Source organism: Vibrio rarus (assembly GCF_024347075.1).
Taxonomy (GTDB): Bacteria; Pseudomonadota; Gammaproteobacteria; order Enterobacterales; family Vibrionaceae; genus Vibrio; species Vibrio rarus.
In genome coordinates this window covers 899,993-912,966 of sequence record NZ_AP024900.1, presented here as the reverse complement: position 1 = coordinate 912,966, position 12,974 = coordinate 899,993, and the positions used below count along the sequence as shown (strand labels likewise).

General features: G+C 43.2%; 12 protein-coding genes, 1 other RNA gene and 1 pseudogene. 6 read left to right on the top strand and 8 right to left on the bottom strand.

What is annotated here, in order from left to right; genetic code table 11:
* Positions 1 to 242: 242 nt before the first annotated feature.
* Positions 243 to 434: pseudogene (locus OCU56_RS04355) on the top strand (integrase); the annotation flags it as partial.
* A gap of 156 nt (positions 435 to 590) precedes the next feature.
* On the opposite strand, the gene gmtX reads toward OCU56_RS04355, so the two are convergent.
* The 5 genes from gmtX to OCU56_RS04330 form a co-directional block, all read right to left on the bottom strand.
* Positions 591 to 1,229: a gamma-mobile-trio protein GmtX gene (gene gmtX / locus OCU56_RS04350; RefSeq protein WP_261874315.1), complete on the bottom strand. Its 639-nt coding sequence runs from the start codon at positions 1,227 to 1,229 to the stop codon at positions 591 to 593.
* Complete coding sequence (gmtZ, locus tag OCU56_RS04345; protein ID WP_261874314.1) at positions 1,222 to 3,810, bottom strand: gamma-mobile-trio integrase GmtZ; 2,589 nt, start codon at positions 3,808 to 3,810, stop codon at positions 1,222 to 1,224. The genes gmtX and gmtZ overlap by 8 nt, the downstream gene beginning before the upstream one ends.
* Positions 3,807 to 5,282, bottom strand: a complete 1,476-nt coding sequence (gene gmtY / locus OCU56_RS04340; protein ID WP_261874313.1) for a gamma-mobile-trio recombinase GmtY — start codon at positions 5,280 to 5,282, stop codon at positions 3,807 to 3,809. The genes gmtZ and gmtY overlap by 4 nt, the downstream gene beginning before the upstream one ends.
* Before the next feature lie 169 nt (positions 5,283 to 5,451).
* Positions 5,452 to 5,548: signal recognition particle sRNA small type (gene ffs, locus OCU56_RS04335), an RNA gene on the bottom strand.
* 110 nt (positions 5,549 to 5,658) lie between these two features.
* Entirely contained in the window at positions 5,659 to 6,393 is a 735-nt protein-coding gene (locus OCU56_RS04330; protein WP_261874312.1) for a VP0952 family biofilm-associated protein, read from the bottom strand.
* 59 nt (positions 6,394 to 6,452) lie between these two features.
* On the opposite strand from OCU56_RS04330, the gene OCU56_RS04325 reads away from it, so the two are divergent.
* Positions 6,453 to 6,755 (top strand): MGMT family protein, encoded by a 303-nt coding sequence (locus OCU56_RS04325; protein ID WP_261874311.1) that lies wholly within the window; start codon positions 6,453 to 6,455, stop codon positions 6,753 to 6,755.
* A gap of 35 nt (positions 6,756 to 6,790) precedes the next feature.
* Here OCU56_RS04325 and OCU56_RS04320 read toward each other — a convergent pair whose 3' ends face one another.
* Positions 6,791 to 7,228 carry a YbaY family lipoprotein gene (locus tag OCU56_RS04320; RefSeq protein ID WP_261874310.1) on the bottom strand — a complete coding sequence of 146 codons (438 nt, stop codon included), beginning with the start codon at positions 7,226 to 7,228 and terminating at the stop codon, positions 6,791 to 6,793.
* Positions 7,229 to 7,385: 157 nt separating this feature from the next.
* Here OCU56_RS04320 and tesB point away from each other — a divergent pair, with 157 nt between their 5' ends.
* Both tesB and putP read left to right on the top strand, forming a co-directional pair.
* A complete protein-coding gene (gene tesB / locus OCU56_RS04315; protein WP_261874309.1) occupies positions 7,386 to 8,243 on the top strand; it encodes an acyl-CoA thioesterase II in 858 nt (285 codons plus the stop codon).
* A gap of 206 nt (positions 8,244 to 8,449) precedes the next feature.
* Complete coding sequence (putP, locus tag OCU56_RS04310; protein ID WP_261874308.1) at positions 8,450 to 9,883, top strand: sodium/proline symporter PutP; 1,434 nt, start codon at positions 8,450 to 8,452, stop codon at positions 9,881 to 9,883.
* 65 nt (positions 9,884 to 9,948) lie between these two features.
* Here the strand turns inward: putP and OCU56_RS04305 are convergent, their stop codons facing one another.
* Positions 9,949 to 10,416, bottom strand: coding sequence for an Lrp/AsnC family transcriptional regulator (locus tag OCU56_RS04305; protein WP_261874307.1), 468 nt, complete (start codon positions 10,414 to 10,416; stop codon positions 9,949 to 9,951).
* A gap of 129 nt (positions 10,417 to 10,545) precedes the next feature.
* Between OCU56_RS04305 and OCU56_RS04300 the strand changes: the two genes are divergently transcribed.
* On the top strand, positions 10,546 to 11,610 hold the full coding sequence (locus OCU56_RS04300; RefSeq protein WP_261874306.1) for a PLP-dependent cysteine synthase family protein: 1,065 nt from the start codon (positions 10,546 to 10,548) through the stop codon (positions 11,608 to 11,610).
* 248 nt (positions 11,611 to 11,858) lie between these two features.
* Here the strand turns inward: OCU56_RS04300 and OCU56_RS04295 are convergent, their stop codons facing one another.
* On the bottom strand, positions 11,859 to 12,176 hold the full coding sequence (locus OCU56_RS04295; RefSeq protein ID WP_261874305.1) for a DUF1244 domain-containing protein: 318 nt from the start codon (positions 12,174 to 12,176) through the stop codon (positions 11,859 to 11,861).
* A 240-nt stretch (positions 12,177 to 12,416) separates the two neighbouring features.
* On the opposite strand from OCU56_RS04295, the gene OCU56_RS04290 reads away from it, so the two are divergent.
* The gene (locus tag OCU56_RS04290) at positions 12,417 to 12,896 is read left to right on the top strand and encodes an outer membrane beta-barrel protein (protein ID WP_315973180.1); all 480 of its coding nucleotides are present in this window, start codon (positions 12,417 to 12,419) and stop codon (positions 12,894 to 12,896) included.
* Positions 12,897 to 12,974 lie beyond the last annotated feature (78 nt).

Here is a 12,974-nt window from a genome sequence, read left to right as displayed (position 1 = left end):
TGAGCAATACGTTTTTCAACCTACACACGCCCAAAGTGAGTATGGTCTTGCCCTCTTTCATCGGATTAGATTTGATAGGGAAATGCACGCCTCAAAAATATATGAGTATTAGCTCTAAGTGATTTTTTGGGCAGAGACGTTTTAGAGTAGCAGCACTAACGCGCTTTTGTCCCGTACCATCGTCAAACAACAGAAAAACCATCAAGAGGTGCTCTTCGAGAAGGTCAGCCCATTACACATGATGGGAGACTGATATCGGCTTAGACAAGACCCAGTATAGGACGTACTCACTACGACGAACCAAAGCTTCTTTGATCTACTCCAAAACCAAGAACTTACGTGCTATCCAGTTACTTCTCGGTCATGCTAAGCTCGAAAGCACGATCGAATACCTTAGCGTCGAGATTGAAGATGCACTAAGGATTTCTGAGAGCTGGTACGACCCCAATGCAGTAGACATTACACAGATAATAAAAAGTAGGTCAAATGACCTCACTATGATTTGTGAGGTAGAGCGCTGCTGGCAAGGAATGGGCAAAGATTATTTACAAAACAACTTGTTTCGCATCAACAATCCTACTTTTTCACTCTCAAATTAACTTAAGCACCCCATTCACATAACCACGCCGGTAAACCTCTATCCCATTTTCATCTTTAACTTGCCCCGTCGGCATCACAACCCATCGTTGCTCATCCATAAATTCATCAGCAACAGCAGCCCTCAAAGCCTCCACTTCTATTGGCGTCAGCTGATTTGAAGTAGCCGCCACCTGAGGCTGAGATTGAGTAGTCCGGTCAATAACAATATCCGCATTCGCTTTTAATACGTTAAGCTGGTCTCTGTATTTGTTTCTCTCCGCAATTAACGAACCAACAACCGCTCGAATGACTGGATCATCGATAGACTCCAGTATGTGTTGGTCATTATTGTTGAGAAGCTGCTTCTGACGCACCGAGAGTGGCTTCTTACGAGTCGTTCCTGAATAGGCTGCCCACGCATCAATCAATTGCTGAAAATGCTTTCCTGTTCGATTACGAATGGTTTGTGTTGAAGGTCCGCCTTGTTCTTGAGATAACTTTCCAATCGTCACGATAGAGAAGTCCAATGACTTGGTCTGGCTTTGCTGCTCTAGAATGTTGTGCAAGGTTCTTAGCGCCGTCGTTGTGCGGGCTGTCGCGCTGGAGCACAGTTCTTCCAGAATAATGTGCGGGTCCACTGGGTTAGCCATTTTTAATTACTCCCATTTTATTTTTCGACAAGTCAGCAAGGCGTAACATATTGATTCCCGTTTGCGCCTCAATAGCCTTTACGCCTACCTCTAATAAACCCGCGTCTTGTAAATACGCTTCCGTATCAAGATACGATGCGATGAGGCCCATCGCCTTGGTTTTATCAAGCTCTCCTGTCGCTTTGAGCATGGCATTAATCATTGCATTACCCGCTAAGAGCTGAGTTTCATCATCAAGCTGCATCAAAAATGGCATGTAACCCGACTGCATGAGCATTGAATTTAACTTGTTTGATCGATGACCAATCGCTGGCGTTTTTCTTAAATCATCTCGCAGATCCGCGTAAATTTCTGCGTCATCGCATAGCTGTATCAATTGTCGAAACTCCGACTCTGTGTCAACAAAGCTAAAGAACGGAGAGATCTCCGTATGTGATCCTATTGCGATGACTTTATCGACGGTGTCTTCGGGGAGCCGCTGCTCTTCGATGCGAATAAGCTTACGAATTATCTGAAAACAGGCGACCAAATCTTTACAGTATTCATCCGCATCAATTTTTTGCTTTTCAATTCTGCGGTCTATTTGATGTAAGTATTCATACTTCTGGAACGGCTCCCTGTTCACTTCACAGAAGTATTCTTCATCTAATAACACCGCTTGCTCGGCTTCTAACTCTGCAGCGATTTTGGCTGATTCTGACGCGTGATAGCTAAGATTATTGAAATGGGCGGTTAATGAATGGAGGTATTTAACGTCGGTAATAAACCAACGGCAGCGGACGCAGTTTTCAATACCATGAGGAACGGGGCCATACAAATCCGCTTGGTTACGATTCGCTTTCTTTAGTTTTTCCCCTCCGTTCCAACACCCTGCTGTGGAGGTACTTTCTACTAATGGCGTTGTGTTCCCACCCGCTAAACAAATACCTATCGCTTTTTCTTGCCACCCTGCGGGGTTTCGAACCCTTAATACTGTTCGAAGGGACTCTATATCGGTATAAGCGGATTGTAAGCCAATCTCTTCTATCGATTTATTGACCAAGAATGAATGCAACGTCGCATCGTTTTGTTCTTCAATCTTGTTTTCCGCTGCCTTCATCTTTTTTGCCATCATCACTGGGGATACTTTTGTGTAATGCATGGTCATGATGAGTCGACTGTGACCGACCAATAACTTAGATAACACCGGTGCGGGGATTTCACCTTCAATGGTGTAGCAAGTGATCAGAGAAACGCGTAACGAATGTAACGGAAATAGTGTCTTACGATGATTGGCTGGGTCAATGAAGTGAACTTTGCTGCCATCCATGAGTTTGTGATCATCTTTTTGAATGTTAGTTTCAAGCTCCGCCATCAAGCTTACCCAAAGTGTGTTCAAATACCCTTGAGTGATCGGCATTTCCTTTTCACTGTGCAGAGCGGCGGCGGCATTACGAAACAAAAAACAAATATCACCGATCTCATTTCGTTGAATATCCGTTTTGGTACTTCCAAAGTGCTTATAATCAAGCTTATGGATAGAAGTCGGTTTAGTAATGGGGTTGTATTTCTGCTGCCAGTTTCGCAGCTTCTCTAACCAATATAAGACTTCTTCATGTTGCCAAGGGATCACATAGCCTCTCGTGATTTCATCCTTATTTTTATCGGCGGTCTTATTCGTGTTTATATAGAGACCAGTCATCACATCACCAATATCAGGTGTGATGATTCGGTGAAAAATACCTTTTTGCCAAGGGCGCTTTTCACTGCCTTCAGAAAAATCATTCATTTCATTGGCAACCCAACTTCCACTCTCGTAGCGCCACGTATCGGCTTCACCAGAATCAAGCATGCGAACCTGAAAAGTACGTAATGGAAGCTGTAATTTTAGGTACAGCGCCATTGCACGAACGGGTGACCAAATAACATAAAGGTGATCACCTTCCTTAAACGGCGTTAGCACTCCATCAATTCTAATACTGCGAGGTTTATCTACTTTGATTTTCCGCCATACACAATCAGGGTCATTTTTATCAATGGCAGAGCCGTCAACCACAAACCAGTCTCTTTGATGCCGGCTATTCGAGATAAATGCGTCACTTTGCTCAACCGCCCAGTCCCAGTCTGAAAAATTGCCCCTTTCAATCGGGCAAAGAATTTTTCGCAACCGTTTAATGTAGGTATAAGGTAAAGCGTTGTAGACGGTTTCTTGATTTTTAACTGGATTAGACCCTTTTTGAAAAGGGTTCTTAAACATGGCAACCAACTCACCGTCATCATCCGGTTGAGAATAATAGGTGGTTATCACCCAATCGATAAACGAGCACACCTCATTGTTTTGTCGAACCCTGTAGCCTTCCGACAATTCGAATTGACTGAGAAACTGAACATAATCTTGCGGACCCATTTCGAAAAACTCGACGGGATCAACAATGAACTTCGGAACTAAGTATTCATCCAAAAACCGATCCAACGCATTCTTCTTATGATCAATGCCATATTTGTTTTGGTGCAACCACGTCGCCGCAACTTCTCGCCACGTATCCCAACCCGTACCATTCTTTTCGGTGAACCAATTAAATTCATAGTCTGTTGATTTCATGAGGCTCGCTTCCCAAACTTAGGTGCTCTACCTGAAAATAAACCATCGGGGTCAATATCTTCAAACCCAGATTCCATAATGGTTTCCCAGCTCAACTCCACATCTTGCTTAAAGTTCGCATACTGCTGACCATCGAGTTTCTGCGTGGCACGCTCGCAAGCAAGTGTTACATCACGAACGCCTGGTTGCGTGTAAATCGACTGAGATAAAAGAGAAGAATGATGCAGTGCTTTCTTGATGAATCGCACATCTACCCCGGCATTCGACATCCGTCTTCCATAGGCATGACGATGACCATGAGGCGAGCGACCTTCGGGCTTTGATGTGATTTGACCAATTCTGCCCATACCCGCCGCATAGCTTTGATTGAATGCATTTAGCGTTAATGCGTTACCCAGTTGCTTTCTAGCAAAGGAAACAAAGGCGTAAGGGTGATTTCGCTGAATAGGAAGCAAGGCCATTAAGTATTGCTGCCATAAATAAGCAAACACTTCCCCGTAATAGGAAGGAAACCAATGAAGTTGAATGTAGTTATCATCATGATCGACCACCTTGGTTTTCCAACCAACTCTGGCGGTGCCCGTAAGTTTATTGCGTGGTGTTAGGTGGTACTTTTCGGCAAGGTAGGCCGAGCGGGTACTTTGCCGTTTTCTGCCGACCCAATGGTTGGGAGCTTTGCCATCTTCAGGATGGTATAAACGAACGGTCACACTGTCAGAGTTCATTGGATCAAGAAACACATCATCAACCCACAAGTGCAGGGCATCACTTTCTCTAACCCCAGCCCCGTGCATCAACAGTAAAATCAATTGATCACGAATAGCCACTCTTGAATCTCTCGCACTACCGACACCGTCGATAAAAAATGCTTTAAATAGCTGTTCGGGAAACGAAATCGCATCGCCATCCACTTTAATCACATCTTTTTTTCCGCGAACTTTCCTCACTCTTTTCAGTAGCTCTGTAGGCGCATTTTTTTTGATATGACCAAGAAAATCATGTTGATTTCTCTTATGCCACGCAGCGTAATTGAGTCGTTCTTGGTGAGAGGTAGCTTCTTCAAAATCGTTAAGACTGCTTGTATTTTTATGGATAGAGAGCCAATCCGTTAATCCATTCAATGCCGACAGCAGCTGGTTGACGTTGGAAACTGACCTCGGCAACCAAAACAAACCAGAGGAATCAAACCCTTCTTTGTCGATAGTGCCTGATGAAAGTCGCTGGACAAAAGATTGAAATAGAAAGCTTGGTTCTGAGAATAGTCCCCGATTGGCTTCCATGTATTCCAGTAATAACTGGCATGCAAATACAACTCGGTTCATCCAAGGGAGACTTTTGATGTGAGACTGGCTAATGATGTACTCAAGCAGGGGATCGAACACGCCCTGATCTGTCATTAATACAGGGATGTCGAGCATTAAACCTGAGTGGTCAATTTTGACCTGAGCTTGAACTTTAACGATCGCAGACATCCAACACCACATCAAACGAAACTGGTATTAGTAGGTATAGTAGAGAAATTGCTATTGATCTAATGGAATAAAAAGTAAAGGTAGAGGGTGAAACTAAGTACTTTAAGGGGATTTAGTATAGAAAGGAGTGCTATAGATATGACTTATCTTGCAAACATCAGAATTGGGTGGGGGCCAGCCACATCCCGGCACACAAGTCATTCGCTGCGGCTGCTTCCTTCCGGATCTGACCGAGTTCACGAACTATTGTTGCGAGAGGACCAACCCCCATAGAGCGACTTTAACAAATGCTTTGCTAAAGAAGTGATTGGATTATTCATCATCCTTTGCTTTTATACAAGCCCTTTTTATCGCTTTAGTGCTAAGCGTTGAAAGTTTAATCGCCTATCTCTTCATTTACGCGCAAGATGTAATCTGTCATCCAAATTGCCGCTAAGATGAGTAGCCAAACTAACAGAACAATCCCTTGAACATTGCCGCTTGGCATGGCAACTAAAGAGGCAAAAGCGGCTGTAGGTAGCGTCCAACATTGCAGCTTTAATAGTTTAGATTGGCTTTTTACCATGCTCTCCATTGAGACCATAATGCCGACTATAGTTAATGAGATCAGTGCTGCATGAGCCATTCCGGCTATCATCAAAGGCGCTACTAATAGCAGAGCCCACCAGCCATGCTTTGAGGATATCTTCCAAGATACTGCGGCTAGCCAAATCATGGCTATGCTCACTATTTGCAGTAAGGTAAAGATAGCTTCGCCATTTAATATACCGATGTTTTGCGAGTAGATAATGCCCGATTGCATAAAGACAAAGAAGCCAAATACATACCAGCGTGCACTGTTATTACTACGTTTAGAGAAGGCGACCATTAATAGCGGGAATAGGATCCACATTGATACTGACAGTGCTGTCGGTTGATAAGAGAGCGTAAAACCATACAGACATAGCCCTACGAGAAGAAAAATACCCGAAGCTCGAGAGCGTGATATGATCCAAAGGGCTGGGATTGCCAACGCTAAAACAGGCACATTGCCCTGACTCACATCAATTGATTGAGCACATATAATGGCCAATAATGTGGTAATAAAGAACTGAACTATAGAAAACATCATATTCGCCTCCTTGCGATTACTGTTTTTATTCCTCAATTTATTTAACAGTCAACACAATTATGCATCATTTTAAACATAAAGTCTTTGCTTTAGTTCACCAAATCCCCCTAGGCATGGTCAGCACCTATGGCGATATTGCTAAATTTTCGGGCTATCCGGGCTATGCAAGGCAGGTAGGCGTTGTTTTAAGTAACTTACCTAAGGATACTACCCTTCCTTGGCATAGAGTAATCAATGCTAAAGGTGAAATTTCACTCAGTGGTGAACACTTACAACGCCAGAAGCAACGCCTAGTGAGCGAAGGTATTGTCTTTACTGAAGCAGGAAAAGTGAAATTAAAGACGTTTCGCTGGCAACCTTAAGTCAAAGGCTCAAGATCACCCTTTTCCCTTCTACATTAATCAACACGCTTCAACTGTAATTGCACGTGATGTGTCTGCGCCTTATCTGTGATCACCGCCACAGACGTATCTGTCGTAAACCTTAATGTGTCTTTTACGCGTATTTGTGCTCGAACGGTATAGCGATGACGCGGATCCATGTGGGTGCTGTTGTATTGAAGCTTAAAATTAACCGGAACTTGTTTACCTTCTGTAGTAAAGGTTTGTCTATCTATTAGCACCCCTTTGGCATCGGCTAACGATGTATCTTCTAATGTCACCGTAATTTGTGCATTGTCTGGCAAGGCGATTTTCTCCCTATAGGTCAGCGTCCCTGTCACTTCAACCATAGTGACCTGTGGCACCCCTTGTCCCCTAACTTCATGCGTTTCGGGGACGCAGCCCATTAACAGCACACCTAATCCACAAATAATCAGCGTGGTTTTTCCCTTCATCTTATTCCCCTTCTATCGTCATAATGCTCATATCTAAACCGCAATAAATACCCACTACCATAGAGAAGTCGAAGATACTTAGAGTTAGCTCACAATTAGCACTTGTCTATTAACAGGTTAACAGGTATTTTCAAATAGAAACTAACTTGGAGGTCGGATGAGTAAACCACTGAATAAACTATTAACCTTATTACAGCTAGAACAACTCGAATTAGGGTTATTTCGCGGTGAAAGTGAGCACCTCGGCCTACCGCAGGTTTATGGTGGCCAAGTGTTAGGACAGGCGCTCTCTGCCTCTCGTTATACCGTTCCTAAGGATCGCAGCGTTCATTCATTTCATAGCTACTTTCTGCGCCCGGGAGATCCTGAAAAAGCCATCATCTATGATGTTGAGCATTTACGTGATGGACGCACCTTTAGCACCCGCCGAGTAAAAGCGATTCAAAATGGACGTCCTATTTTCTACCTCACCGCTTCCTATCATGGTGAGCAACCAGGGTTTGAGCATCAAAATACGATGCCTGATATTCCAGGGCCGGAAAACTTTGCATCAGAGTCTGAATTAGCAGAGCAAATTGCGCAGTTTTTACCTGAAACCGTACAAAAAATATTCTGTGGTGAAAAACCCATTGAAGTGAGACCGGTAAAAGTGGTTAACCCCCTAAAACCACACCAAGAAGAGCCAAAGCAATACCTATGGATACGTGCCAACGGGCAGTTACCCGATGATCAACTGATTCATCAGTACCTGTTAGCTTACGCGTCTGATTGGGGCTTTTTAGTGACCGCTTTACATCCCCATAAAGTCAGCCTACTCACACCTAAGTTCCAAGTGGCTACCATTGATCACTCTATGTGGTTCCATAGACCATTTAAAATGGATGACTGGTTGCTGTATGTCATTGATAGCCCTACAGCAAGTAACTCTCGTGGCTTAGTGCGTGGTGAGTTGTATAACCGTTCAGGGCACCTTGTGGCGAGCGCCGTTCAAGAGGGTGTTATGCGTAAAAGCTAAAGTGCGACTACAGGTAAACGTTCCCCCTTTCATTCATTTACCGTAGTGTTCATTAACTGTAGAAAGAGGCAGAACATCACAGCTGGCCGTTATTTCTGTGATGAACTGTCATTTAATTACATAATGCAATTAACAATTTTCACCTATAAGATAACATTATCTATACAATTAACATCGTATTCAAACCACGGACGTAAAGGTAGTACATGATTTATTTACAATTTGGTCTTTATCTGGCAGTTATGCTTGGTATCGGCTATTACTCCATGAAAAAAACACACGATAACCAAGACTTTATTATAGGTGGACGCACTCTAGGCCCTGTCACCTCTGCCGTCAGTGCGGGTGCCTCTGATATGAGTGGCTGGTTATTACTAGGCTTACCTGGTGCAGTATTTGCCAGTGGGTTAGTTGAAGGGGTGTGGATTGGTGTTGGCTTAACCTTAGGGGCCTACCTAAACTGGCTAATTGTTGCCCCTCGCCTTCGTGTTGCAACAGAAGCCACCAGCACCGTCACCTTGCCAAGCTTCTTATCATCACGATTTGAAGATAACTCTGGCTTAATTAAAACCGTTTCCACTCTAGTGATTCTCTTTTTCTTCACCTTATATGTGGCTTCTGGTCTAAAAGGCGGAACATTACTTTTTGCACACAGTTTTGGCACTACAGAAGAAGTGGCGCTGTATGTCACCGCATTTGTTGTCATCTCTTATACCTTCTTAGGTGGGTATATGGCGGTATGTTGGACCGACCTTATTCAAGGCATTTTAATGCTAGCGGCTTTGTTCTTTTGTATGTTATTGGGTTATATGGCCATTTCTGGATCTCCAGTTAACATCAGCGAAGTCAAACCCGAAGCGTTTAAATTTTCCACCAACTTTATTACCGCCGCTTCATTACTTGCTTGGGGCTTAGGTTACTTTGGTCAGCCACATATTTTGGCGCGCTTTATTGGTATTGATAAAGTGGAAAACATTGCTAAAGCTCGTCGCATTGGCATCTCATGGATGGTGATTACCTTAGTTTTATCCATCTCAATTGCACTCATTGGTATTGGTTATGATGCCATACACCCACTATCGGCCGTTTCTGGGCCTGATGGCAATAAAGAGCGTATTTTCTTAGCATTAACCGATGCCTTGTTTAACCCAGTGTTTGCTGGCTTTATTTTGGCGGCAGTATTAGCGGCGGTAATGTCAACAGCGGACTCACAACTGTTGGTTCTCACCTCATCACTGACAGAAGATATTGGCTTTATCAGCAAACTTGATGAGCAGAAAAAAGCGTGGATAAGCCGTATGGGTGTGATCGGATTTGCCGCATTAGCCTTAGTGATTGCGGCTAATGATGATGGCTCTATTTTAGCTATGGTTGGCTATGCATGGGGTGGATTTGGCGCGGCATTTGGTCCACTGGTTATTCTAGCACTCTGCTGGAAAGGCACCACTAAGGCTGGGGCGCTGACGGGTATGATTGTGGGGGCTGTGAGTATTTTTGTAGTGAAAAACTATGTCTCCATTGACGGCGTTTACTTTTATGAGTTACTGCCTGCATTCTTCCTTTCTTTAACCTCAATTGTTGTGGTGAGTTTATTTACCAAAACCCCTTCACCTGAGACGCTAAAAAAATTAGATATCTAATTATCCTCTATAAAAACCTATGGTGGGGCGTCATGGCCTCACCATTTCCTCTACAGTTAAATACCCTACAGATTAGCCAATGGCAATTCTGTGGTGTATTTGATGGACTCCATGGCAAAGGTAGACGTTACATTTGAGATACCCGATACCGAATTGACCAACATTTTGTAAAAAGCATCAAAACTTGGCATATCCTTCACTAGCACTTTTAACATGTAATCATAATCTCCAGCCATTCTATAAAACTCCATCACCTGCTCAAATTCTGACACTGTCTCGGCAAAGTGTTGATACCACTCATGGGAGTGATCACAGGTTTTGATAAATACAAATGCGGTAAACGCTAACCCCAATTTCTCTGGCTCAAGCAAGGCAACACGTTTTTGAATGACCCCTTCTTCTTCAAGACGCTTTAACCGCTTCCAGCAGGGTGTTGTGGTGAGATTCACCGCTTCGGCTAACTCGTTAAGGGATAAAGTGGCGTTGCTTTGTAGCAGTGATAGCAACTTTTTGTCTATTTTATCTATACTCATTTCACTAACACTTATTTTTGTAGAAAATTTTTCTATATAGTAGCCAATTAACAGCGTTAATGGGGAAGTTTTTCTCGCAATTTACAGGTAAATTATTCTTCATACAAACAAGAGATCAGGAAGGTAACCATGCACACTGCAGTCAATCACTCGCACAACTGGGTCAAGCGCGCCATTCAGCTTATTGAATCGGACTATCAACGATCCGCTGACACCCACCTGATCAAATTGAATGTTGCGGCATTTCCTGCGGTAGATATTTACCTTAAAGATGAAAGCACGCACCCTACAGGTTCACTGAAGCACCGTCTCGCTCGCTCACTATTTTTGTATGCATTGTGTAATGGTTGGATAGGCCCTAACACCCCCATTATTGAATCCTCTTCGGGAAGTACCGCAGTCTCAGAAGCGTACTTTGCCCGCATGTTAGGCCTGCCTTTTATTGCTGTAATGCCAAAAGGCACGGCTAAGAAGAAAATTGAACAAATTGAGTTTTATGGTGGTCGCGCCCATCTAGTGGATCGCTCCGATGAAATCTATGCAGAATCTCACCGCTTAGCCAAAGAGCTAGACGGTCACTATATGGATCAATTTACTTACGCTGAGCGTGCTACAGACTGGCGAGGCAACAACAACATTGCGAACTCTATATTCAGCCAAATGAAACTAGAGCAGCACCCTATTCCAAAATGGATCGTTATGAGCCCAGGTACGGGTGGCACTTCCGCCACCATTGGCCGATTTATTCGTTACCAACAGTGCGACAGCAAGTTGTGTGTTGTGGACCCTGAACATTCAGTATTTTATGATTATTTCCAAACAGGAAATAGCACCACCACTTTAGATCGTGGCAGTAATATCGAAGGCATAGGGCGACCACGAGTAGAGCCGAGCTTTATTGCCGGTGTGGTAGACGAAATGATCAAAGTCCCTGACTCACATAGCATAGTTACCATGCAATGGCTTCATGAACACTTAGGGCGCAAAGTGGGGCCATCTACAGGCACTAATTTATATGGGGTTTTGCAACTGGCGAAAAAAATGCAACAAAATGGAGAGTCTGGCTCTATTGTCACCTTGTTGTGTGACAGTGGCGAACGCTATCTCGACACTTACTACAACCCACAATGGATTGAACAAACCATAGGTGATATCAGTATCAGTCGTGATCACCTAAAACAACTTCTCAGTTAAATAACAGCCCCATCTATAGGAGCTATTACCGATTGCGAAGGCATAATACCATCGTAATAATTAACTGATCATTCTAGCTTGTTAAAACACATGATAACGGCGTTGCAATTTTTGAATGTAGAACAACTACTTATCAAAAATAGCGCCTTGTTCTCAAGTGTTTTTCCTGCGCTATTTCTGACCACTTAATTACTGTAATTGGTATAAAAATCATGCGCCTCTCTTTGTTTCCAGTAAGGCGCATGCTGTTATTTTTTGTTCTTTGCCTCAAAAGCCGCTAATTGCTCGGGAGTGGCTGGCAATTGATGCTTGCTCTTCCACTCGTCATACGTCATTCCATACACGCGCTGACGAGCGTCATCAATATCTATGTCCAACCCATTTTGTTTCGCTTCTGCTGTATACCACTTACTAAAGCAGTTACGACAAAAGCCCGCTAAAATCATTAAATCAATATTTTGCACATCTTTATTGCTATCTAAATGAGCCAGTAAACGACGAAATACGGCTGCATCTAACTTATCTTGCTCTTGTTGCGATAATTGTGAGTGCTTTGCTTGAGTCAATGTTAATCTCCTTTTTATATGGCATTATAATAGGTGTTTTACGACAAAAACCGTAAATGTGACAACTGTTAAGTTTATGATGTGAATACATTTTAAGATAGTTTCTGTTTTATTTAAACTTAACATTTATAATGTTAAGACTCACACCCAATCAAGGATGACTATGAATAAGCTCCGCCTTTTTAGCTTACTGCCATTAACTCTACTTTCCTTTTCTACTTTGGCCGCAGGTAACCATTCATTTATTTAGGTGGCGGCGACGTCGGTTTCTCTCCTGATGGCGATTCAACCAATATTTTTTCAAGCCCTAGTTTGATTATCGGTGGTGGCCAATCGTTTAATGACCACTTCAATATGGAAGGCTTTTTCCGCTATTCCGAAGCATCAGATAAAACCAAAACTTTTGAAACAAACTACTACGAGTTAGGTTTATCTTTTGTGCTCTCATCGGGAGAATTAGGCAATACACCATTAGAGTTATTTACACGCAGTAGCGCCATAGCCACCTATATAAAAGACCACGACACTAGCAATGGTGGACGTGAAGATATAGGCGATACCTCAGGAGCGATATTTACTGTGGGTGCCGGCCTGCAATGGAATATGAATGCAGACTATTGGCTACGAGCAGAATATCTGTACGGCTTCGCTACCGCAGATCTTGGCGACGACACCCCCGATTATGATGGGTTGCAAGTTAGCATAGGTCTTGATTTTTAATTAGCGGTGATACCAATCGAACTAAAAAAGCCAGATCATATGATCTGGCTTTTTGGTTTTTACTCAATAACGCCCATC

Excerpts from the sequence above, each read along its gene's own strand:
- putP (WP_261874308.1), top strand. The coding sequence starts at position 8,450 with ATGATTTATTTACAATTTGGTCTTTATCTGGCAGTTATGCTTGGTATC.
- gmtY (WP_261874313.1), bottom strand. The coding sequence starts at position 5,282 with ATGTCTGCGATCGTTAAAGTTCAAGCTCAGGTCAAAATTGACCACTCA.
- OCU56_RS04325 (WP_261874311.1), top strand. The coding sequence starts at position 6,453 with ATGCATCATTTTAAACATAAAGTCTTTGCTTTAGTTCACCAAATCCCC.
- OCU56_RS04305 (WP_261874307.1), bottom strand. The coding sequence starts at position 10,416 with ATGAGTATAGATAAAATAGACAAAAAGTTGCTATCACTGCTACAAAGC.
- OCU56_RS04300 (WP_261874306.1), top strand. The coding sequence starts at position 10,546 with ATGCACACTGCAGTCAATCACTCGCACAACTGGGTCAAGCGCGCCATT.
- tesB (WP_261874309.1), top strand. The coding sequence starts at position 7,386 with ATGAGTAAACCACTGAATAAACTATTAACCTTATTACAGCTAGAACAA.
- gmtZ (WP_261874314.1), bottom strand. The coding sequence starts at position 3,810 with ATGAAATCAACAGACTATGAATTTAATTGGTTCACCGAAAAGAATGGT.
- OCU56_RS04320 (WP_261874310.1), bottom strand. The coding sequence starts at position 7,228 with ATGAAGGGAAAAACCACGCTGATTATTTGTGGATTAGGTGTGCTGTTA.
- gmtX (WP_261874315.1), bottom strand. The coding sequence starts at position 1,229 with ATGGCTAACCCAGTGGACCCGCACATTATTCTGGAAGAACTGTGCTCC.
- OCU56_RS04330 (WP_261874312.1), bottom strand. The coding sequence starts at position 6,393 with ATGATGTTTTCTATAGTTCAGTTCTTTATTACCACATTATTGGCCATT.